The organism is Streptococcus sp. CP1998, assembly GCF_041026655.1.
Classification (GTDB): Bacteria; Bacillota; Bacilli; order Lactobacillales; family Streptococcaceae; genus Streptococcus; species Streptococcus dentalis.
On the sequence record NZ_CP163380.1, the window covers coordinates 510,468 to 530,739 of the forward strand.

Annotated in this window: 21 protein-coding genes and 1 pseudogene; 18 read left to right on the forward strand and 4 right to left on the reverse strand. The window is 41.5% G+C overall.

Going from position 1 to position 20,272, the window contains the following annotated elements; translation table 11 throughout:
• Positions 1-343: 343 nt before the first annotated feature.
• Positions 344-1,366: an alcohol dehydrogenase AdhP gene (adhP, locus tag AB4X21_RS02720; RefSeq protein WP_003012587.1), complete on the reverse strand. Its 1,023-nt coding sequence runs from the start codon at positions 1,364-1,366 to the stop codon at positions 344-346.
• Positions 1,367-1,556: 190 nt separating this feature from the next.
• Positions 1,557-2,369: a Cof-type HAD-IIB family hydrolase gene (locus AB4X21_RS02725; protein ID WP_369088145.1), complete on the reverse strand. Its 813-nt coding sequence runs from the start codon at positions 2,367-2,369 to the stop codon at positions 1,557-1,559.
• A 175-nt stretch (positions 2,370-2,544) separates the two neighbouring features.
• Here AB4X21_RS02725 and AB4X21_RS02730 point away from each other — a divergent pair, with 175 nt between their 5' ends.
• From AB4X21_RS02730 to AB4X21_RS02745, 4 genes are all read left to right on the forward strand, one after another.
• A complete protein-coding gene (locus AB4X21_RS02730) occupies positions 2,545-3,966 on the forward strand; it encodes an NCS2 family permease (protein WP_070464909.1) in 1,422 nt (473 codons plus the stop codon).
• Positions 3,967-4,144: 178 nt separating this feature from the next.
• Positions 4,145-4,600, forward strand: coding sequence for a tRNA (adenosine(37)-N6)-threonylcarbamoyltransferase complex ATPase subunit type 1 TsaE (gene tsaE / locus AB4X21_RS02735; protein WP_003012535.1), 456 nt, complete (start codon positions 4,145-4,147; stop codon positions 4,598-4,600).
• Positions 4,593-5,123 (forward strand): GNAT family N-acetyltransferase, encoded by a 531-nt coding sequence (locus tag AB4X21_RS02740; RefSeq protein WP_003012634.1) that lies wholly within the window; start codon positions 4,593-4,595, stop codon positions 5,121-5,123. The genes tsaE and AB4X21_RS02740 overlap by 8 nt, the downstream gene beginning before the upstream one ends.
• A 13-nt stretch (positions 5,124-5,136) precedes the next feature.
• A complete protein-coding gene (locus AB4X21_RS02745) occupies positions 5,137-6,330 on the forward strand; it encodes an LCP family protein (protein WP_155127756.1) in 1,194 nt (397 codons plus the stop codon).
• A 21-nt stretch (positions 6,331-6,351) separates the two neighbouring features.
• On the opposite strand, the gene AB4X21_RS02750 is transcribed toward AB4X21_RS02745, so the two are convergent.
• Complete coding sequence (locus AB4X21_RS02750; RefSeq protein WP_155127759.1) at positions 6,352-6,642, reverse strand: hypothetical protein; 291 nt, start codon at positions 6,640-6,642, stop codon at positions 6,352-6,354.
• 12 nt (positions 6,643-6,654) lie between these two features.
• Positions 6,655-7,068: an HIT family protein gene (locus tag AB4X21_RS02755; RefSeq protein ID WP_155127762.1), complete on the reverse strand. Its 414-nt coding sequence runs from the start codon at positions 7,066-7,068 to the stop codon at positions 6,655-6,657.
• A gap of 67 nt (positions 7,069-7,135) precedes the next feature.
• Here AB4X21_RS02755 and AB4X21_RS02760 point away from each other — a divergent pair, with 67 nt between their 5' ends.
• From AB4X21_RS02760 to AB4X21_RS02825, 14 genes and pseudogenes are all read left to right on the forward strand, one after another.
• Positions 7,136-7,867: an ABC transporter ATP-binding protein gene (locus tag AB4X21_RS02760; RefSeq protein WP_003003794.1), complete on the forward strand. Its 732-nt coding sequence runs from the start codon at positions 7,136-7,138 to the stop codon at positions 7,865-7,867.
• Positions 7,864-8,919, forward strand: coding sequence for an ABC transporter permease (locus tag AB4X21_RS02765; RefSeq protein ID WP_369088146.1), 1,056 nt, complete (start codon positions 7,864-7,866; stop codon positions 8,917-8,919). Before AB4X21_RS02760 ends, AB4X21_RS02765 begins: the two co-directional genes overlap by 4 nt.
• A 40-nt stretch (positions 8,920-8,959) precedes the next feature.
• On the forward strand, positions 8,960-9,754 hold the full coding sequence (gene ccrZ, locus AB4X21_RS02770) for a cell cycle regulator CcrZ (protein ID WP_003003852.1): 795 nt from the start codon (positions 8,960-8,962) through the stop codon (positions 9,752-9,754).
• Positions 9,751-10,386, forward strand: coding sequence for a tRNA (guanosine(46)-N7)-methyltransferase TrmB (gene trmB / locus AB4X21_RS02775; RefSeq protein ID WP_369088147.1), 636 nt, complete (start codon positions 9,751-9,753; stop codon positions 10,384-10,386). Before ccrZ ends, trmB begins: the two co-directional genes overlap by 4 nt.
• A gap of 97 nt (positions 10,387-10,483) precedes the next feature.
• Complete coding sequence (rimP, locus tag AB4X21_RS02780; protein ID WP_003003953.1) at positions 10,484-10,963, forward strand: ribosome maturation factor RimP; 480 nt, start codon at positions 10,484-10,486, stop codon at positions 10,961-10,963.
• Positions 10,964-11,007: 44 nt separating this feature from the next.
• Complete coding sequence (gene nusA / locus AB4X21_RS02785; protein WP_369088148.1) at positions 11,008-12,150, forward strand: transcription termination factor NusA; 1,143 nt, start codon at positions 11,008-11,010, stop codon at positions 12,148-12,150.
• A 14-nt stretch (positions 12,151-12,164) separates the two neighbouring features.
• Positions 12,165-12,461 carry an RNase P modulator RnpM gene (gene rnpM, locus AB4X21_RS02790; protein WP_003003906.1) on the forward strand — a complete coding sequence of 99 codons (297 nt, stop codon included), beginning with the start codon at positions 12,165-12,167 and terminating at the stop codon, positions 12,459-12,461.
• Complete coding sequence (locus AB4X21_RS02795) at positions 12,454-12,753, forward strand: YlxQ-related RNA-binding protein (protein ID WP_003003969.1); 300 nt, start codon at positions 12,454-12,456, stop codon at positions 12,751-12,753. The genes rnpM and AB4X21_RS02795 overlap by 8 nt, the downstream gene beginning before the upstream one ends.
• Before the next feature lie 16 nt (positions 12,754-12,769).
• Positions 12,770-15,479: pseudogene (gene infB / locus AB4X21_RS02800) on the forward strand (translation initiation factor IF-2).
• A gap of 74 nt (positions 15,480-15,553) precedes the next feature.
• Positions 15,554-15,904 carry a 30S ribosome-binding factor RbfA gene (gene rbfA / locus AB4X21_RS02805; protein WP_003003976.1) on the forward strand — a complete coding sequence of 117 codons (351 nt, stop codon included), beginning with the start codon at positions 15,554-15,556 and terminating at the stop codon, positions 15,902-15,904.
• A gap of 179 nt (positions 15,905-16,083) precedes the next feature.
• Entirely contained in the window at positions 16,084-17,715 is a 1,632-nt protein-coding gene (locus AB4X21_RS02810) for a Na/Pi cotransporter family protein (protein WP_369088149.1), read from the forward strand.
• Between the two features lie 153 nt (positions 17,716-17,868).
• Positions 17,869-19,026: an N-acetylglucosamine-6-phosphate deacetylase gene (gene nagA / locus AB4X21_RS02815; protein ID WP_369088150.1), complete on the forward strand. Its 1,158-nt coding sequence runs from the start codon at positions 17,869-17,871 to the stop codon at positions 19,024-19,026.
• Between the two features lie 173 nt (positions 19,027-19,199).
• On the forward strand, positions 19,200-19,418 hold the full coding sequence (locus tag AB4X21_RS02820; protein WP_003018530.1) for a hypothetical protein: 219 nt from the start codon (positions 19,200-19,202) through the stop codon (positions 19,416-19,418).
• Complete coding sequence (locus tag AB4X21_RS02825; protein ID WP_369088151.1) at positions 19,415-20,257, forward strand: aldo/keto reductase; 843 nt, start codon at positions 19,415-19,417, stop codon at positions 20,255-20,257. The genes AB4X21_RS02820 and AB4X21_RS02825 overlap by 4 nt, the downstream gene beginning before the upstream one ends.
• Positions 20,258-20,272: the final 15 nt, after the last annotated feature.

Sequence of the window (20,272 nt, forward strand, 5' to 3'; positions counted from 1 at the left end):
GACTTTCAGTTTAAGAAAACTTTAAGCTACTTTATTATAAATCGTTTTCACACTTAAGTCAATTTTTCTATCAAAATCTCGATATAAAAATATTAATTTGTTATATTAAATTAACATTAGATAGAAAAAGAATGCTCTTGAATGAATTTTGTTTATTACTTGTTGATGCTTAAAAAATCAATAATAATATGTTTTATAGGATTTTGTTCTCAATAAAAAGATTCCGACAATCAAACGATATTCCCGAAAACAAAAATAAATATATAATAAATTGTAAAATAGAGTGATTGAGAGCACACAAAAAAGACTAGCCCAGTTGGGCTAGTCCTGTAGGTTCAGTTGTTTAGTTTGTAAAGTCAAGTACCATACGTCCTTGAATGGTTCCGGCTTCCATTTCGTCAAAGACTTTGACTGCATCTTCTACTGGACGTTTTTGAACGACAGGAACTACCAAGCCTTCTGCACCAAATTGGAAAGCTTCTTCCAAGTCTTTACGAGTTCCTACAAGAGAACCAATGACTTGGATACCATCTAATACCGTTTTCACAATGCTGAGGTCCATCATTTCAGAAGGAAGACCAACTGCGACAACGCGGCCACCTGCACGAACAGAATCTACTGCTTGGTTGAAAGCTACTTTAGAAACAGCTGTTACGACAGCAGAGTGAGCTCCACCATTTGTTTTTTCTTTAATCAATCCTGGGACATCTTCAACTTCGCGACCGTTGATGACAAAGTCTGCACCAATTTCTTTCGCCAATTCTAGTTTATCATTGTTGATATCGACAGCGATGACATGTGCGTTGAAGACTTTCTTAGCATATTGAACACCCAAGTTTCCTAGTCCACCAGCTCCATAGATAACGATCCATTGTCCTGGTTCAGCTTTGGCTTCTTTGATGGCTTTGTAAGTTGTAACACCTGCACACGTAATAGAAGAAGCTTGGGCTGGATCTAATCCTTCAGGTACTTTCACTGCATAATCTGCAGTAACGATACATTGTTCAGCCATTCCTCCATCAACAGAGTAACCAGCATTTTTAACAGTCCGACAAAGAGTCTCGCGACCAGTTGTACAGTATTCACAAGTTCCACAACCTTCGAAGAACCAAGCAACACTGACACGATCCCCAACTTTTAGGCTCTTGACATCTGGAGCAACTTCTTTCACAAGTCCGATTCCTTCGTGTCCAAGAACACGGCCTGGAACTTTACCGAAGTCTCCATGTGCGACGTGCAAGTCAGTGTGGCAGACACCACAGTATTCGATTTGAACAAGAGCTTCCCCTGTTTCAAGTGGTCGCATTTCTTTGTTTGCAACAATTTCAACACCAGTACCTTCTGGATTTACAACAACAGCTTTCATTTTGTTCCTCCTTAAGTGAACGAGAAGTGGTTTAGCATTTTTGGAAGCGCTTCTTTAATAACTATGTTAATAATATCACAAGTTAGATGACAAAGCAATGAAAAAAATGGAAAAATAGGGGGGTATTGATTAACCGATTAAGTATTTAGGGTAGAAAAAGACATGAGGGGATAACTCATGTCTGTTCCTATTATAAGAATAATTGAATTAATTGGCGCGCGACACCATCTTCGTTATTGGTGAAATCTGTGACGGAGTCTGCATAAGGGAGAAGGACGGAGCTAGCATTTTTCATGGCGTATCCATGACCAGCGAGAGCTAGCATGTCGGTATCGTTGTGCTCGTCTCCAAAGGCAATCAAATCTTTCTGATCCATATTGAGTTTATCCAGAAGGTAGGTCAGAGCAGATGCTTTGGTCACATTTTTGGGATTGCATTCCAGAATATTTAAGGGACCACCCCAAGTATTGATAGACAGATTGTAGTCATAATGCCGATTCATTTCATCTGCCAGAGCATATTTGTCTTCCGCTTTCGTTTGAAAGAGGATACAGTTTGGGTCGCTCGTTACCCGCTCGGGATTGAATTGATTTTCTGGTTGGAAAGATTCAATACCGAATAATTTAGGGTCTGCAACGTGCTCATTTGGATCAGTAATAAAGAATTTATTGCGGTATTCGCCAGCTATAAAGTCCGCTTGGATGGTGTCTCGGTTAGCGACCATATCTAGCAGGTATTTTTTATCTAAAGTCAAACATTGTTCATCCGCCCATTTTTTCTCAGGTAGATGCGTAAGAGAACCATTAAAATTGATCATTGGAGTATCTAGCTCTAGTTGTTTGTAGTAGGTATGTGCCATACGGTAGGGGCGTCCTGTTGTAATAATGATTTTATGGCCAAGAGCACTAATTTTTTTAATCGTATCAATGGTAAAGTCGCTCAATTTGCTTTCGGAATTTAAGAGGGTGCCGTCTAAATCTAGAGCGATCATCTTTTTATGCATAATTCGGTTCCTTTCGAGAAGAATGAGACCATTATATCAGAAAAATCGGAAAAGCGCTCAAAAATCGAGAAGAGAAGTAGGATTTCTTGAAAGGCGAAAGATCTTTTGGTAAAATAGAAATAACGTTCGCAAATTGATTGGGAGCGAGAATGATGAAAAAGGAGTTTATTCTGAAATGGATAAGTTTTTTAAACTTTCAGAACATGGAACCACTGTTCGGACAGAGGTTCTTGCTGGTTTGACAACCTTTTTTGCGATGAGTTATATCCTCTTCGTAAACCCTCAAATGTTGTCACAAACAGGTATGCCAGCTCAAGGAGTCTTCCTTGCAACGATTATTGGATCCGTTGTCGGGACCTTGATGATGGCTTTTTATGCCAATTTACCTTATGCACAAGCACCTGGGATGGGCTTGAATGCCTTCTTTACCTTTACCGTTGTATTTGGTATGGGCTACTCATGGCAGGAAGCTTTGGGAATGGTCTTCATTTGTGGTGTGATTTCATTGATTATCACATTGACAAATGTTCGAAAGATGATCATTGAATCAATTCCGACCGCTCTTCGGTCTGCTATTTCAGCGGGGATCGGGATTTTCTTGGCTTATGTTGGGATTAAGAATGCAGGATTTTTGAAATTCACGATTGATCCTCATACCTATACAGTGGTCGGGGAAGGAGCAGATAAGGCGAATGCAACGATCTCAGCCAATGCATCTGCTGTTCCTGGATTGGTTGATTTTAACAATCCGGCTGTCCTCTTGGCTCTTGTTGGTCTTGCGATTACTATTTTCTTTGTTGTCAAAGGAATTAAGGGAGGGATTATCCTTTCTATCTTAGCAACGACTGTGCTTGGAATTCTCATCCATGTGGTTGATATCACTAAAATTGACTTTGCAAGTAACCATCTAGGAGCTGCCTTTAATGATTTAGGCACGATCTTTGGTCAAGCTTTGGGATCAAAAGGATTGGGTTCGTTGATTTCCAATACGTCTCGTTTGCCTGAGACCTTAATGGCAATTTTAGCCTTCTCCTTGACTGATATTTTTGATACAATTGGAACTTTAATCGGTACGGGTGAAAAAGTTGGGATTGTTGCGACAAATGGGGAAAACCATCAATCAGCGAAATTAGATAAGGCCCTCTATTCAGACCTTGTAGCGACTTCAGTCGGAGCTATTGCAGGAACTTCAAACGTAACGACGTATGTTGAATCTGCAGCTGGTATTGGAGCTGGTGGACGCACTGGTTTGACAGCCTTGGTTGTGGCAATCTGTTTTGCTATTTCAAGTCTCTTTAGTCCTTTGTTGGCGATTGTACCGACCGCTGCTACAGCTCCAATTTTGATTGTTGTTGGGATCATGATGTTGAGTGGATTGAAAAATATCCATTGGGAAGATATGTCAGAAGCAGTTCCTGCCTTCTTCACCTCTATCTTTATGGGCTTCAGCTACTCGATTACACAAGGGATCGCTGCTGGATTTATCACCTATAGCTTGGTGAAGGTGGTTAAAGGACAAGCCAAAGAAGTGCACAGCATGATTTGGATTTTAGATGTTCTCTTTATTTTAAACTACGTTAGCATGGCCTTGAATTAAGCATCAGGAAAGTGCCAAAAAGGAATGGGAGTTGTCTCCCATTCCTTTTTAGATGGATTGAGGGAATTAATGGGAGAGTTTCCTGTTTTCTTTGATTTCTTTTTCTCAAAAACAAACCGGAGTCGAACATTTTCTAAAAGAAAGAGCAGATTTTTAAAAAGTTTGGTATAATAGAGAAATGATTAGTCACAATGAAACGGAGCTGATCGCTCTAGGAAAACAGCTAGGAAAACTCATAGAAAAGCAAGACGTGATCATCTTATCAGGTGATCTAGGGGCAGGAAAAACGACCTTTACTAAAGGAATTGCAAAGGGGTTAGGGATTGATCAGATGATTAAAAGCCCGACTTATACCATTGTTCGTGAATACGAAGGTCGCTTGCCTTTATACCATTTGGATGTTTACCGGATTGGAAATGATCCAGATTCTATTGATTTAGATGATTTTCTATTTGGAGATGGGGCTACCATTATTGAATGGGGAGAGCTGATTGAGCCGAGTCTTTCGGATGCTTATCTAAAAATTTTTATCCGAAAATTGGAAGATGGGAGAGAGTTAGCTTTTGAAGCTCATGGAGCGCGTGCAGAAGCTTTACTAGCATCCTTTGAGCAGGTGGAAAAAACCGATGACTAAGGAAAAGGAAGTGACGTTAGAAATTCGGCAAGCTGAAAGTGCAGACGCAGCTCTTGTCATTGATTTCTTAAATCAAGTTGGAAAAGAGTCGGACTACATGACGCTAGATGAAACTGGGATTGGCATGACTCTAGCAGACATGGAGCATTTTCTAATGGTGCAAGAGATGTCGGATAACCGGATTTGCCTCTTGCTATTTCTAGATCAGGAATTGGTAGCTTTGTTAAATATCACTGCGGCTTCTAAACGGTCCACTCAGCATATTGGTGATGTCTTTATTGTGGTTCAAAAAGCTTATTGGAATCAAGGGCTTGGACAGATCTTGCTGGAAGAAGGAATTGAGTGGGCACACTCGACCGGTATTCTTCGGAAACTAGTCTTGAATGTCCAAGTGCGCAATGAACGGGCGGTTCACCTGTATAAAAAGTTAGGTTTTGAGATCGAAGGTTGCCAAGCTCGTGGAGCTTGTTCAGCTGAAGGAGAATTTTTAGATGTTTACCTTATGGGGAAACTGATAGATTAGAGAGAGATTCTATATGGTTAAAAAAATTATTTTGATGTTTTTGAGCTTATTGACGGTAACAGTGATTGGGGTCGGAGCCTATGGCCTTACCATCCTTAATCAGACGACGGGGGCACTCAGTAAGACCTATAAGAGCTTTGGAAATGAGACCAATGTCATTGCAGAAAACAAGCCGATGACCATCCTTTTGATGGGGGTTGATACAGGTAGTGGTTCTAGGGAAGATCCTTGGGCTGGAAATAGTGATACCATGATTTTGGTGACTGTTAATCCTCAAACAAAAGAAACAACCATGACGAGCTTGGAAAGAGATATCCTAACCAATATTACTTCAGATGGTGAAACGGTCCAAGCAAAATTGAATTCGGCTTATGCTCAAGGTGGTGCCAAGTTAGCCATTAAGACCATTCAAGATCTTTTGAATATCCATATTGACCGCTATGTCATGATCAATATGAAGGGATTGGTTCAATTAGTGGATAAGGTTGGTGGGATCACGGTTAACAATCCATTTGACTTCGATATCTCGATTGAGGAAAATGAGCCAGAATATACGGCTAAAATCGCACCAGGACGTCAGGAAATTAATGGGGACCAAGCACTCGTTTACTCACGGATGCGCTACCAAGACCCGGAAGGAGACTATGGGCGTCAAAAACGCCAACGTGAAGTGATTAAAAAAATTGTTGAGAAAGTTTTAAGCCTCAATAGTTTGAGTCACTACAAAGGAATTATTGAGTCTGTTAGTGACAATATGCAAACCAACATTTCACTTGATAGCAACAGTCTTCTTCAATTACTCGGATATAAAGACGCCCTTTCAACGATTCATCAGTATCAGCTGAAAGGAGAAGATGCGACCTTGGCAGATGGTGGAAGTTATCAGATTGTCACTTCAAAACATCTCTTGAAAATTCAAAATATCATCCGCAAAGCTTTAGGAAAGAAAGAAATTAAAACACTGAAAACAAATGCTTACTTATTGGATGGAGACGAAGAGTTGAAGAATTCTTCTTCTCAAAATGATACTCCAGTAGCAACATCTGAGGAAGCACCTGTTTACCAAGAGTATAACCAACTACCAGTTGTACCATCAACCCAGGATACAGGTGTAGTGACACCTCAAAGTTCCGTTGCTCCTGTAACGCCAGTTGCCCCTGCAGCTACAGAGTCGAGCAGTGTGACACCTACGGTACCTTCAGAATAAGAAAAAAACGATTGAGTTTTCTCAATCGTTTTTACTTGGTTGCCAGATGTCTTGAATTTCTTTTAGAGAGGCTGTTGCTTGCTGACGAAACAGTTTTGTCTTGTATTGGAAATCCGTTACCAATTCTTGAAGATTGGTCTTTTGGTCTTGGATAATATCCAGGTTGCGTTGGATCTTTGCTAGGTTATCTTGAATTCCCTTGACCAATTGGCTGGATTCAGTCACCTCTGTTTTAATTTCCTGACGGTTTTTTACCAGGTGGTAGCTAATGCTAGCTCCTGTTGCAAACCAAAAGAGATTTTTGAGTTTCATATGGCCTCCTTTTTAACTGTTTTTGATGGTTTCTGCGAGAACTGCTAGTTGTTCAAAATTAGGCTCGTGTTCAGTAAATGAAATGGCAAGCTCATCTTGATCGGAATAGCGAGGGATAATGTGGACATGTGTGTGAAAAACGGTTTGTCCAGAAACTTCTTCCATGTTGCTGATGATATTCATTCCTTTAGCTTGGGTAGCAGCTTCTACTTTTTTTGCAACTTTAGAGACACGTGCAAATAGTTGAGCTGTGACAGTTTCGTCCATCTCTAAGAGGTTGCGAGCGTGTTTTTTTGGAACTACTAACGTATGACCGGGTGTAACCTGAGAGATGTCCAAAAATGCGAGGACCTCCTCGTCCTCGTAGACTTTGGAGGAAGGAATGTCGCCAGCTATAATCTTACAAAAAATACAATCATCAACCATAAATACACCTCATTTAGACTAAATTTTGTTATAATATAAGAACATTATACCAGAAATCGGAGAAAATATGTTAGAAATCAACAAGTTGACAGGGGGCTATGTCAACATCCCTGTCCTGAAAGAGGTGAGTTTTTCAGTTCCGGATGGCCAATTGATTGGTTTGATTGGACTAAATGGAGCTGGGAAGTCAACCACGATTAATGAAATTATTGGTCTGCTGCATCCTTATGCTGGGGAAGTACGGATTGACGGCCTAAGTTTGCCAGAAGCTCCAACGGAATACCGCAAGAAAATTGGTTATATTCCAGAAACCCCTAGTCTATATGAAGAATTAACCTTGCGAGAGCATATCGAGACCGTAGCTATGGCCTATGATTTAGACATGGATCAAGTCATGGTGCGCGTCCAGCCTTTGTTGGAACGATTCCGTTTGGCTGAAAAATTAGATTGGTTCCCTACCCAGTTTTCAAAAGGGATGAAGCAAAAGGTCATGATTATTTGCGCCTATGCAGTGGATCCAAGTCTTTATATTGTCGATGAACCCTTTTTGGGATTGGATCCTGTTGCGATTGCAGATTTGATTCAGTTATTGGCAGATGAGAAAGCAAAAGGAAAATCGATTTTGATGAGTACCCACGTTCTTGATTCGGCTGAAAAGATGTGTGATGGTTTTGTGATCCTCCATAAGGGTCAAATCCGAGCACAAGGGAGCCTGGATGAGTTGCGTTCAACTTTTGGGGATGAGAAAGCAAGTCTAAATGATATCTACATGACCTTGACAGAAGAGGAAACAGCATGAAAGAGTTGATGAAAAAACGGCAAGAAACGTTTCGAACTCAATGTGTAAAATATAGCCGCTATGTTCTCAATGATCATTTCGTCCTCTTTATGCTAATTTTCATAGGATTTTTGGCGGTTCAATACAGCCAATTCTTGCAAGATCTACCCAAAGATACAAGCCTGATCCGCTGGAGTCTCATGATTGGTTTGCTCCTCTTGGTTCCGATAGGCTCCATTGCGACTTACTTAGAGAAGCCCGATGCTTTATTCCTTTTAGTAAAGGAAGAGGAAGTGAAAAGTTATATTAAAGGGCAGGCTAAGAGGTCTTTTGTCTTTTGGTTTTTGATTCAAAGTTTTGTTCTTCTATTATTTGTGCCTCTTCTTCTGGCAACGGGGATGAATAAATTTGCTATAGTAGCTTATATCCTTGTCTTAGGGTTGGCTAAAGGGGCTGTTTTTAGTTGGAAGGAAGCCCGCTTCTACCAGGATGGAAATTTGAATTGGACCTTGGCCATTGCTCGTGAGAATGCAAGGAAACAATTGATCCTTCGTTTCTTTGCCTTGTTTACAACGGTGAAAGGCATTACCAACAGTGTCAAAAGAAGAGCTTACTTGGATGGTTTCTTGGGGCTTCTTCCCAAAACACATGGCAATACTTGGTTTCACTTGTATATGCGCTCCTTCCTACGGAATGGGGATCTTTTCTCTATGACTCTCCGACTCTTGGCTCTTTCCATTCTCGCTATCATCTTTATTCCTCAACCCCTCGTAGTGATTGCCCTTGTAGCCTTGCTCAATTACTTGGTTATTTTTCAATTACTGGGGCTTTACAGTGCTTTTGATTACCAACCGTTGACCCTCCTTTTCCCGATGAAAAAGGGCAGTAAAAAGGCAGGGTTGAACAAAACGATTCAGCTGGTCATGGGGATGATAACGGTGATAGAAGGGGGAATTGGCCTGGTCTTTATTTCAGATAAAGTCCTGTTGTTAGGCTTATTGGCTTATACAGTTGCTTTAATCCTACTCTATCTTCCATTTAAGATGGCGCGCTTGGTTGACGAAAGTCGTTAAAATTAGTAAAATAGATTGGAAACTTTTTACGGAGGAAAAGATGGACTCGAATGAAAAAGAGCTAAGCCTCACCCCAATTCCTGGGAAGAGTGGGAAGGCCTACATGGGGACCTACCCAGATGGTGGGCGCGTTTTTGTAAAAATGAATACGACCCCAATCCTTGCGGGTCTAGCAAAAGAACAGATTGCTCCTCAATTGTTATGGAGTCGACGCTTGCCAGATGGAAATGTGATGAGTGCCCAGGAATGGTTGAACGGGGAAATTCTCACGCCTAATGGGATGTCGAAAAAACAAGTCGTCAATATTTTAACGAGATTGCACCGTTCTAGACCTTTGATGACCCAATTGAAAAAACTTGGCTATCCTGTGGAATCTCCATTAGAATTGCTCAATTCTTGGAGCAACCGGTTGCCAATTGCCCTACGTCAGAACCACTATATCCAATCAGTCGTAAAGAATTTACGTAAGACAGTGCCTGCCTTTCGGGAGGATTATGCGACGATCGTCCACGGAGATGTCCGTCATAGTAACTGGATTGAGACAGAGAGCGGCTTGATTTATCTAGTCGATTGGGACTCTGTTCGTTTGACAGACCGGATGTTGGATGTGGCGCATATCTTGAGTCACTATATCCCAGATTCTAATTGGCGCGATTGGTTAGGCTATTATGGCTACAAGTACAATCAAAAAGTATTTGATAAACTCTATTGGTTTGGTCAATACTCTTTCTTGTGCCAAATTGCTAAATACTATGAAAATAATGATTTAGAAAATGTCAATCGCGAGATCTATGCTCTGCGCAATTTCCGGTTGAAATATGGAAAGGAAATATGAGAGTTAGAAATCGCAAGGGAGCGACTGAATTATTAGAAGCGAACCCGCAATATGTGGTTCTAAAACCTGAAGATGCCAAGGGAAAGTGGCATGAGATTTTCGGGAATGATCATCCAATCCATATTGAAGTGGGAAGTGGAAAAGGAGCTTTTATTACTGGGATGGCCAAGGCCAATCCAGAGATCAACTACATTGGAATTGATATTCAAAAATCGGTCTTGAGTTATGCTTTAGATAAGGTCTTAGAAGCTGATGTTCCTAACATTAAATTGCTTTGGGTAGACGGGGATAGCTTGACCAACTGTTTTGAAGATGGAGAAATCGATCAACTCTATCTGAATTTTTCAGATCCATGGCCAAAGAAACGTCATGAGAAACGTCGCTTGACTTACAAGACCTTCTTGGATACCTTTAAGCAAATTCTTCCAGAACATGGGGAGATTCACTTTAAAACAGATAATCGAGGTCTGTTTGAATACAGTTTGGTGAGCTTTTCACAGTATGGTATGACTTTGAAGGGAGTCTGGCTAGACCTTCATGCTAGTGATTTTGAGGGGAATATCATGACGGAATATGAGAAAAAGTTCTCAAGTAAAGGACAGGTCATTTACCGTGTTGAAGCACAGTTTTAGCATATTCCTTGCAATCATTGGGGAATCGTGCTATAATACATAAAATGAATAGAAAAGGAGAGGCGGGGAAATATCTTCGCCTCTTATCTATGAGGAGGTGGCAACCATCGCAACAATTGTTGACTTAGTAACAGAAGTGATTCAGCCAGCTATAAAGGAACCATTTGAATTGGTTGATGTTGAATATGGCAAAATGGGTGGTGACTACGTCTTAAGCATTTTCGTAGACAAACCAGAAGGAATCACACTGAATGATACAGCGGATTTGACAGAAATCATTAGCCCGCTATTGGACCAAATCAAACCAGACCCATTTCCAGAACAATACTTTTTAGAAGTCACCAGTCCTGGCTTGGAGAGACCTTTGAAAACCAAGGAAGCACTCGAGGGAGCTGTTGGCAAGTATGTCAATATCAGCTTATACAAGGCTGTTGAAAAGCAAAAAGTCTTTGAGGGAAACCTGGTAGGTTTTGAAGAGGATGTTTTAACCATTGAGTACATGGATAAAACACGGAAGAAAACAGTGGATATTCCTTATAACCTTGTGTCCAAAGCAAGGTTGGCCGTAAAATTGTAACAGAATGAAAGAAAGGATGCCTTTATAGAAGAGGCAAAAATAACATGACTAAAGAAATGCTAGAAGCCTTCCGCATTTTGGAAGAAGACAAAGGGATCAAAAAAGAAGATATCATCGAAGCAGTCACAGAATCATTGCGTTCAGCTTATCGCCGTCGTTATGGACAATCAGAAAGTGCAGCGATTGAATTCAATGAAAAAACTGGAGATTTCCGTGTTTATACGGTTCGTGAAGTAGTAGATGAAGTCTTTGATAGCCGTTTAGAAATCAGCTTGAAGGATGCCTTGACCATTAGCTCTGCTTATGAGTTGGGAGACAAGATCAAGTTTGAAGAAGCACCAGCTGAATTTGGTCGCGTAGCGACTCAAGTCGCCAAACAAACGATCATGGAAAAAATGCGGAAGCAAACGCGCACCATCACATATAACACTTATAAAGAGCATGAAAATGAAATCATGAGTGGAACGGTGGAGCGCTTTGATAATCGTTTTATCTATGTTAATCTTGGTTCGATCGAAGCACAATTGTCTAAGCAAGACCAAATCCCGGGTGAGGTATTCCAATCTCATGACCGGATCGAAGTTTTTGTCTACAAGGTAGAAGATAATCCACGTGGTGTCAATGTCTTTGTTAGTCGAAGCCATCCTGAAATGATCAAACGTTTGATGGAACAAGAAATTCCTGAAGTTTATGATGGAACTGTTGAGATTATGAGTGTAGCGCGTGAAGCTGGAGACCGTACAAAAGTTGCAGTCCGTAGCCATAATCCAAATGTAGATGCGATTGGGACTATCGTTGGTCGTGGTGGATCGAATATTAAAAAGATTACTAGCAAGTTCCACCCAGCTCGATACGATCAAAAATTAGACCGCATGGTTCCGACAGAAGAAAATATCGATGTCATCGAGTGGGTTCCAGATCCAGCTGAATTCATCTACAATGCGATCGCTCCTGCAGAAGTGGACCAAGTTATTTTTGATGACGAAGATAGCAAACATGCTCTCGTTGTGGTACCAGATAATAAATTATCTCTTGCCATCGGTCGTCGTGGTCAAAACGTTCGTTTGGCTGCTCATTTGACCGGTTACCGCATCGACATCAAATCTGATAGTGAGTTCGAAGAAATGGAAGTAGCTCAAGAAACTTTTGAAGACCAAGTAGAAAGTAGTCAAGAGCAAGTCGATTAAGAGAGGAAGGGAAAATGGTAAAAACAAGAAAAATCCCTTTAAGAAAATCTGTCGTTTCAAATGAAATTATTGATAAGCGCGATTTGCTCCGCATTGTCAAAAATAAAGAAGGACAAGTCTTTATCGATCCAACTGGCAAAGCCAATGGTCGAGGTGCTTACATCAAGCTAGACAATGAAGAAGCGACACTTGCTAAGAAAAAGAAAGTTTTTAATCGTAGCTTTAATATGGAAGTGGAAGAAGCTTTCTATGATGAATTGATCGCTTATGTAGATCATAAGGTGAAGAGAAGAGAGTTAGGCCTTGAATAAGCAAAAGATAAGTAATTTGTTGGGCTTGGCGCAAAGAGCAGGAAAACTCATTTCTGGAGAAGAACTCGTGATCAAAGCAATCCAGGAAGAAAAAGCAAAATTAGTTTTTCTGGCAAATGATGCAGCTAGTAACCTGACAAAAAAGGTGACAGATAAGGGTCGCTATTATGAGGTTCAAGTATCTACCGTGTTTTCAACACTAGAATTAAGCACTGCAATCGGACGTGCCCGTAAGGTCGTCGCCGTTGTAGATGCTGGATTTTCAAAGAAAATGAGGTCTCTTATGGAATAGAAGAGGAGGACAGCAATTGTCTAAGAAAAGATTATACGAAATTGCCAAAGAATTGGGCAAGGAAAGTAAGGAAGTCGTCACTCGTGCGAAAGAATTAGGTTTTGACGTCAAGAGTCATGCATCTAGTGTCGATACTGATGTTGCTGAAAAGCTGATCAAGAGCTTTGCAGCGAAAAAGGAAACAGTCGAAAAGAAAGTAGCAGAAGTGGCTGCCAAGACAACGGCTGTCGCAGAGAAAAAAGAAGCAGCACCCGTCAAAAAAGAAGAGGCAACTGAGACAAAATCAGTAACACCAGCTGTTAAACCAAAGAGTCGTAACTTTAAAGCGGAACGAGAAGCACGTGCAAAAGAGCAAGCTGAACGCAGAAAACAACAAGATAACCGTCCAAAACGCGATCGCAAGGACAATCAGCGAAATGGTGACAATCGAAATCAACGACCACAAGAGCGAAATGAACAACGAAATCAAGGATCTGATCGTCGCAATAACCGACCAGATCAAAGACGTGGTGAACAACCCCAAGTGGCACCAAAAGTTGATTTCAAAGCGCGTGCAGCAGCACTGAAAGCTGAACAACATGCTGAGTACGCACGTGGAAGTGAAGATCGCTACAAACAACAAGCTGCAAAAGCAGAACAAGAACGTCAACAGCGCCGGAAACGGGTAGAAGCACCAGAAGTGAACGCACTTGTACAGGAGCCAGCTGTTGAGAACCATACAAAACCAGTTGTTGCCGCTACTCCAGCTCAAGTCGATACACGTCGGAAGAAACAAGCGCGACCAGATAAGAAACGCGATGATTTTGATCGTGAAGAAGATGGTCCAAGAAAACAACAAAGGAATCGAAATAGTCAAAATCAAGTGAGAAATCAGAAAAATAGTAACTGGAATAACAGTAAGAAGAATAAAAAAGGAAAGAACAACCGTAATGATGCTCCAAAACCAGTAACAGAGCGTAAATTCCATGAATTACCAAGTGAATTTGAGTATACGGATGGAATGACGGTTGCAGAAATCGCAAAACGGATCAAGCGTGAACCTGCTGAAATCGTCAAGAAACTCTTTATGATGGGAGTCATGGCGACTCAAAACCAATCGCTGGATGGAGATACGATTGAACTCTTGATGGTGGATTATGGAATTGAAGCCAAGAAAAAGGTTGAAGTGGACAATGCCGATATCGAACGCTTCTTCGTTGAAGATGGTTACTTGAATCCGGATGAGTTGGTAGAACGCCCACCAGTTGTCACCATCATGGGACACGTTGACCATGGTAAGACAACCCTTTTGGATACCCTTCGTAACTCCCGTGTGGCGACAGGTGAAGCTGGTGGGATCACTCAGCATATCGGTGCCTACCAAATCGTTGAAAATGGCAAGAAGATTACCTTCTTGGATACACCTGGACACGCGGCCTTTACTTCTATGCGGGCGCGTGGTGCCTCTGTTACTGATATTACCATTTTGGTCGTAGCGGCAGATGACGGGGTTATGCCTCAAACTATCGAAGCTATCAACCACTCAAAAGCTGCCAATGTTCCAATCATTGTGGCCATCAACAAGATTGATAAACCAGGTGCCAATCCAGAGCGTGTAATCGGTGAATTGGCTGAACACGGTGTGATGTCAACTGCTTGGGGTGGAGATTCTGAGTTTGTAGAAATCTCAGCCAAGTTCAACCAAAACATCGATGAGTTGTTGGAAACTGTCCTTCTTGTGGCCGAAATCCAAGAACTCAAGGCAGATCCAACTGTTCGTGCCATCGGTACCGTTATCGAAGCGCGTTTGGATAAAGGAAAAGGTGCGGTGGCAACCCTCCTTGTTCAACAAGGTACCTTGAATGTCCAAGACCCAATCGTTGTCGGAAATACCTTTGGACGTGTCCGTGCCATGACCAATGACCTGGGACGTCGTGTGAAGGTAGCAGGACCATCTACTCCGGTTTCTATCACTGGTTTGAACGAAGCGCCAATGGCGGGTGACCACTTCGCAGTATATGAAGATGAGAAATCTGCGCGTGGGTGAAGAACGTGCCAAACGTGCTCTGATGAAACAACGTCAAGCAACCAACCGCGTCAGCCTTGAAAACCTCTTTGATACCTTGAAGGCTGGGGAAGTGAAATCTGTTAATGTCATCATTAAAGCCGATGTCCAAGGTTCGGTTGAAGCCCTTGCTGCTTCCCTTCAAAAGATTGAAGTAGAAGGTGTGAAAGTGACCATCGTTCACTCAGCGGTTGGTGCCATCAACGAATCAGACGTGACCCTTGCAGAAGCTTCAAATGCCTTCATCATCGGATTTAACGTCCGACCTACCCCACAAGCACGTCAACAAGCTGAAGCTGATGAGGTAGAAATCCGTCTTCACTCAATTATCTACAAAGTGATTGAAGAAATGGAAGATGCCATGAAGGGAATGTTGGATCCTGAGTTCGAAGAGAAAGTCATCGGGGAAGCAGTTATTCGTGAAACCTTTAAAGTCTCTAAAGTGGGTACCATCGGTGGATTTATGGTCCTTAGTGGTAAGGTTACACGTGATTCCAAAGTCCGTGTCATTCGTGACGGTGTCGTGATCTATGACGGTTCTCTTGCAAGCTTGAAACACTTCAAAGATGATGTTAAAGAGATTACAAATGGTCGTGAAGGTGGATTGATGATCGAAGGATACAATGATATCAAGACAGATGATACCATCGAAGCCTACATCATGGAAGAAATTAAAAAATAAGAGGTTGACTAGGAAAAAAGAGGGGATCCCTCTGATTTTCTAGTTTTTAAAACATAAAGCAGAAAGGAGTTCCTATGGCAAGTCATTTTCGGACAGACCGAGTAGGGATGGAAATCAAGCGTGAAGTCAACGAGATTTTACAAAAGAAAGTCCGTGACCCGCGTGTTCAAGGCGTCACCATTACGGATGTTCAAATGCTAGGTGATTTGTCTATGGCCAAAGTGTATTATTCAATTATGAGTGATTTGGCTTCAGACAATCAAAAGGCTCAGACAGGCCTTGAAAAAGCAACAGGAACCATCAAGCGTGAATTAGGTCGGAATCTGAAATTATACAAGATTCCAGATCTTACTTTTGTGAAAGACGAATCCATCGAATACGGTAACAAGATCGATGAGATGTTGCGCAATTTGAACAAAGACTAGAGAGGTTGGAAATTTTCCACCCTCTTTTTTTGCTTTTTAAAATGAGGAAAATAAAACAGAAAGAAAAAAACGGTTTCAAAAAATAATAGAAATTTACAGAAATCTCTTGTGTGATTGGAAATTATCCTTTACAATAGGAGAGGAGTTTTATTTTTGATCTCATATTTGGAGGAATGATCATGTCCATTAACTGGCAGGAAATTTTGTTTAACTTTTTGGGAGGGTTGGGTCTCTTTCTCTATAGTATTAAAACCATGGGAGAAGGGCTGCAACAAGCAGCAGGGGACCGTCTTCGCTACTATATTGATAAATATACCAGCAATCCCTTTCTTGGAGTCTTAGTAGGGATTGTTGTGACAGCCCTTATTCAGTCTAGTACGGGGGTAACGGTGATTACCGTTGGTCTGGTCAGTGCAGGTCTCTTGACCCTGCGTCAAGCCATTGGGATCATCATGGGGGCTAATATCGGGACTACGGTCACCTCGTTCATTATTGGGTTTAAACTGGGGACTTATGCCCTTCCAATTATGTTTCTTGGAACGGTCTTACTTTTCTTTACCAAGAATCGAATGGCCAACAATATTGGTCGGATTCTCTTTGGAGTTGGAGGAATTTTCTACGCTTTAAACCTGATTAGTGCGGGAATGAGCCCTTTAAAAGAATTGCCAGAATTTAGTCAGTACATGATCACCCTTGGAAAAAATCCAATTCTGGGTGTTTTAGCAGGAGCCATCATCACCGTTTTGATTCAAGCTTCTTCAGCTACCATTGGGATTCTACAAGGTTTGTATTCAGGTGGTTTCTTAGATCTTCGCGGTTCTTTACCCATTCTTTTTGGGGACAACATCGGAACAACCTTGACAGTTATTATTGCAGCGATGGGGGCAAATGTTTCTGCTAAGCGTGTTGCAGCAACCCACGTGCTCTTTAACTTGATCGGTACAATCCTTTGTTTGATCTTATTAACACCTTTTACAGCCATGATTGAATACTTCCAAGGGCTCTTGCATTTGTCACCAGAAATGACCATTGCTTTTTCTCACGGAGCTTTCAACGTGACCAATACCATCATTCAATTCCCATTCATTGGAGCTTTGGCATACTTTGTAACCAAACTGATTCCTGGTGAGGATGAGGTTGTCAAATATGAGCCGCTCTACTTGGATGAAAACTTGATCACTCAAGCGCCTTCGATTGCTCTTGGAAATGCGAAAAAAGAGTTGCTTCATTTAGGTGGGTATGCAGATAAAGCCTTTAGCCTTTCTTATGATTATATCCTTCATCAAAATGAAAAAACAGCTGAAAAGGGACATAAGACAGAAGAAGCCATTAATACCATTGATGACGATTTGACTCGCTACTTGATTCGTTTGTCGAGTGAAGCCTTGAGTCCGAGAGAGAGTGAAATTCTCACCAATATCTTGGATTCCTCACGGGATTTGGAGCGGATTGGAGATCACGCGGAATCCTTGATCAATCTGACCGATTATTTAATTCGTAAGAAAGTTGTTTTTTCAGAAGCAGCTTTGGCTGAATTGGAAGATATTTATAACCAAACCCATCAATTTGTTGAAGATGCCTTAAAGGCTGTTGAGAATAATGATGTAACGCTTGCAAACCAACTGGTAGCGCGACATGAGACAATTGAAAACTTGGAGAAAAGACTACGGAAAACTCATATACGTCGTTTGAACCAAGGTGAATGTACACCTCAAGCCGGAGTGAACTTTATTGATATCATTTCTCACTATACACGTGTCGCGGACCATGCCCTGAATATAGCTGAAAAAGTACAAATCGAGCAAATTTAAGGAACGTCAAACAGAGTAAGTAGGAAGCTTGCTCTGTTTTTATTGGATTCTATCCAAAAATAGGTCTATACCATTTACAAATGAAACTGAAAGCGTTATAATATGTATGAATAAAAAAGGAACGTTTGTTTCTACAATGGAAAGGACGATTTTATGTCTACATATATTAAAGCAGATCAATTTTATTACCCACATGGGGTTCGCCGCGGAGGTTATTTGGAGCTTGTTGATGGCAAGTTTGGAAAACATGTGGAAAGCATACCAGAAGGTGCGAATGTACTGGATTATTCTGGTTACAGCATTGCGCCAGGTCTCGTAGATACCCATATTCACGGTTTTGGTGGGGTAGATGTGATGGATAATAATATTGAAGGCACTCTCTATACCATGAGTGAAGGTCTCTTGAGTACAGGGGTTACGAGCTTTTTGCCTACGACCTTGACTTCCTCTTACGAACAACTTTTGGCAGTAACTGAAAATATCGGTGAACGATACAAAGAAGCAACAGGAGCCAAGATTCGCGGGATTTATTTTGAAGGCCCTTATTTTACAGAAAAATACAAGGGAGCTCAAAACCCAGCTTATATGAAGGATCCAAGTATGGAAGAATTTCGGGCTTGGCAAAAAGCTGCCAATGGTCTGTTGAATAAGATTGCCCTTGCTCCCGAGCGTGAAGGGGTAGAAGAATTTGTTCGGACCATTACAGGAGAAGGAGTGACAGTCGCCCTTGGACACTCCAATGCAACTTTTGAAGAAGCTAAAAAAGCGGTAGATGCAGGTGCGAGTGTCTGGGTGCATGCCTACAATGGTATGCGTGGTTTGACGCACCGTGAACTCGGTATGGTTGGTGCCATGTATGAGTTGCCTCATACTACAGCAGAGTTGATCTGTGATGGCCATCACGTTGATCCTCTAGCGTGTGATATCCTGATGAAACAAAAAGGGAAAGAAAATGTTGCCTTGATAACTGACTGTATGACAGCCGGGGGCTTAGAAGATGGGGACTACATGCTTGGGGAATTCCCAGTTGTGGTTGCTGAAGGGACTGCTCGCTTGAAATCAACTGGTAATCTAGCTGGCTCAATCTTGAAATTGAAAGATGGATTAAAAAATGTTGTAGAGTGGGGGATTGCCAACCCTTATGAGGCAGTGATGATGGCCAGCCTCAATCCGGCAAAATCAGTCCATATTGATGATGTTTGTGGTCAAATCCGTGAAGGATATGATGCGGACTTCATCGTACTTGACCAAAATTTGGATCTGGTTGCGACCTATCTTGATGGGGTCAAACGTTACCAAGCTGCCAACTAGATTCAAAAATTAAAGAACGAACAATTCCTCTCTAGGTCATACCTAGAGAGGTTTTTGTGAGGTATTCATGGGAGTTAAACAGTCTGGAGGGTCTTTTTGTTTACCAATGGTAGTACAATTTTGTGAATGCTGCCTTTTCATGCTATAATGGGAATTGAAATGTGAGGTAGCTTATGAAGGCGATTGATATACGTTTTTTATTGATGGGAATTTTTTTCTTGCTATATGGGATTGTTAGAAAAAATATCTTTATTGTGATTGTTGGTGGGGCATTTTTACTCTATAGTTTTTATAGCAAGAAGATGGAGCCAACCAAGAAGAATATTTTTAAGCCAGAGCTCAAGCTTCGAGGGCCTAAGAAACCGAAATCGAAGAAAGGAAAGAAAAAATGAATCATTATCGTTTAAATAATGGGGTGGAGATTCCTGTATTGGGATTTGGAACTTGGAAAGCGACGGATGGAGAAGAAGCCTATCAAGCTGTTTTAGTCGCTTTAAAAGCAGGTTATCGCCATATCGATACAGCTGCGATTTATCAAAATGAAGAGAGTGTTGGTCGGGCTATCAAGGATAGTGGTCTTGCGCGCGAGGACCTGTTTATTACCACCAAACTTTGGAATACTCATCACACCTATGAAGATGCTCAAGTTGCTTTGGACGAGTCTCTTGAGAAACTGGGCTTGGACTATGTCGATCTTTATTTGATTCATTGGCCAAATCCAAAGCCCCTTCGAGAAAATGATGCTTGGAAAGAACGGAATGCTGAGGTTTGGCGAGCAATGGAAGATATGCTAGCTGCTGGCAAGGTTCGAGCTATTGGTATTAGCAATTTTCTGCCTCATCATTTGGAAGCCCTCCTTGAAACAGCTCGGGTCATTCCGGCTGTGAACCAAATTCGTCTAGCACCTGGGGTGTACCAAAGCGAAGCCATCGCAGCGAGTCGCAAGCATGGCATTTTACTAGAGGCTTGGGGACCTTTTGGCCAAGGAGAATTGTTCCAAAATGAACAAGTAAAAGAAATGGCTACTAAATATGGAAAGACCGTCGCTCAACTAGCCCTGGCTTGGAGTTTACAAGAAGGTTTCCTTCCACTGCCAAAATCGGTTACACCTGAGCGGATTGCAAGTAATCTAAATTGCTTTGATTTTGAATTGACGGCAGATGATATGGAACTCCTTCGCCATCTTCCGGTTGAAGCAGGTGCACCAGATCCGGACACCAAAGATTTTTAAAAGAGAATTTCTATT

Excerpts from the sequence above, each read along its gene's own strand:
- adhP (WP_003012587.1), bottom strand. The coding sequence starts at position 1,366 with ATGAAAGCTGTTGTTGTAAATCCAGAAGGTACTGGTGTTGAAATTGTT.
- AB4X21_RS02725 (WP_369088145.1), bottom strand. The coding sequence starts at position 2,369 with ATGCATAAAAAGATGATCGCTCTAGATTTAGACGGCACCCTCTTAAAT.
- AB4X21_RS02730 (WP_070464909.1), top strand. The coding sequence starts at position 2,545 with ATGGATAAGTTTTTTAAACTTTCAGAACATGGAACCACTGTTCGGACA.
- tsaE (WP_003012535.1), top strand. The coding sequence starts at position 4,145 with ATGATTAGTCACAATGAAACGGAGCTGATCGCTCTAGGAAAACAGCTA.
- AB4X21_RS02740 (WP_003012634.1), top strand. The coding sequence starts at position 4,593 with ATGACTAAGGAAAAGGAAGTGACGTTAGAAATTCGGCAAGCTGAAAGT.
- AB4X21_RS02745 (WP_155127756.1), top strand. The coding sequence starts at position 5,137 with ATGGTTAAAAAAATTATTTTGATGTTTTTGAGCTTATTGACGGTAACA.
- AB4X21_RS02750 (WP_155127759.1), bottom strand. The coding sequence starts at position 6,642 with ATGAAACTCAAAAATCTCTTTTGGTTTGCAACAGGAGCTAGCATTAGC.
- AB4X21_RS02755 (WP_155127762.1), bottom strand. The coding sequence starts at position 7,068 with ATGGTTGATGATTGTATTTTTTGTAAGATTATAGCTGGCGACATTCCT.
- AB4X21_RS02760 (WP_003003794.1), top strand. The coding sequence starts at position 7,136 with ATGTTAGAAATCAACAAGTTGACAGGGGGCTATGTCAACATCCCTGTC.
- AB4X21_RS02765 (WP_369088146.1), top strand. The coding sequence starts at position 7,864 with ATGAAAGAGTTGATGAAAAAACGGCAAGAAACGTTTCGAACTCAATGT.
- ccrZ (WP_003003852.1), top strand. The coding sequence starts at position 8,960 with ATGGACTCGAATGAAAAAGAGCTAAGCCTCACCCCAATTCCTGGGAAG.
- trmB (WP_369088147.1), top strand. The coding sequence starts at position 9,751 with ATGAGAGTTAGAAATCGCAAGGGAGCGACTGAATTATTAGAAGCGAAC.
- nusA (WP_369088148.1), top strand. The coding sequence starts at position 11,008 with ATGACTAAAGAAATGCTAGAAGCCTTCCGCATTTTGGAAGAAGACAAA.
- rnpM (WP_003003906.1), top strand. The coding sequence starts at position 12,165 with ATGGTAAAAACAAGAAAAATCCCTTTAAGAAAATCTGTCGTTTCAAAT.
- rbfA (WP_003003976.1), top strand. The coding sequence starts at position 15,554 with ATGGCAAGTCATTTTCGGACAGACCGAGTAGGGATGGAAATCAAGCGT.
- AB4X21_RS02810 (WP_369088149.1), top strand. The coding sequence starts at position 16,084 with ATGTCCATTAACTGGCAGGAAATTTTGTTTAACTTTTTGGGAGGGTTG.
- nagA (WP_369088150.1), top strand. The coding sequence starts at position 17,869 with ATGTCTACATATATTAAAGCAGATCAATTTTATTACCCACATGGGGTT.
- AB4X21_RS02820 (WP_003018530.1), top strand. The coding sequence starts at position 19,200 with ATGAAGGCGATTGATATACGTTTTTTATTGATGGGAATTTTTTTCTTG.
- AB4X21_RS02825 (WP_369088151.1), top strand. The coding sequence starts at position 19,415 with ATGAATCATTATCGTTTAAATAATGGGGTGGAGATTCCTGTATTGGGA.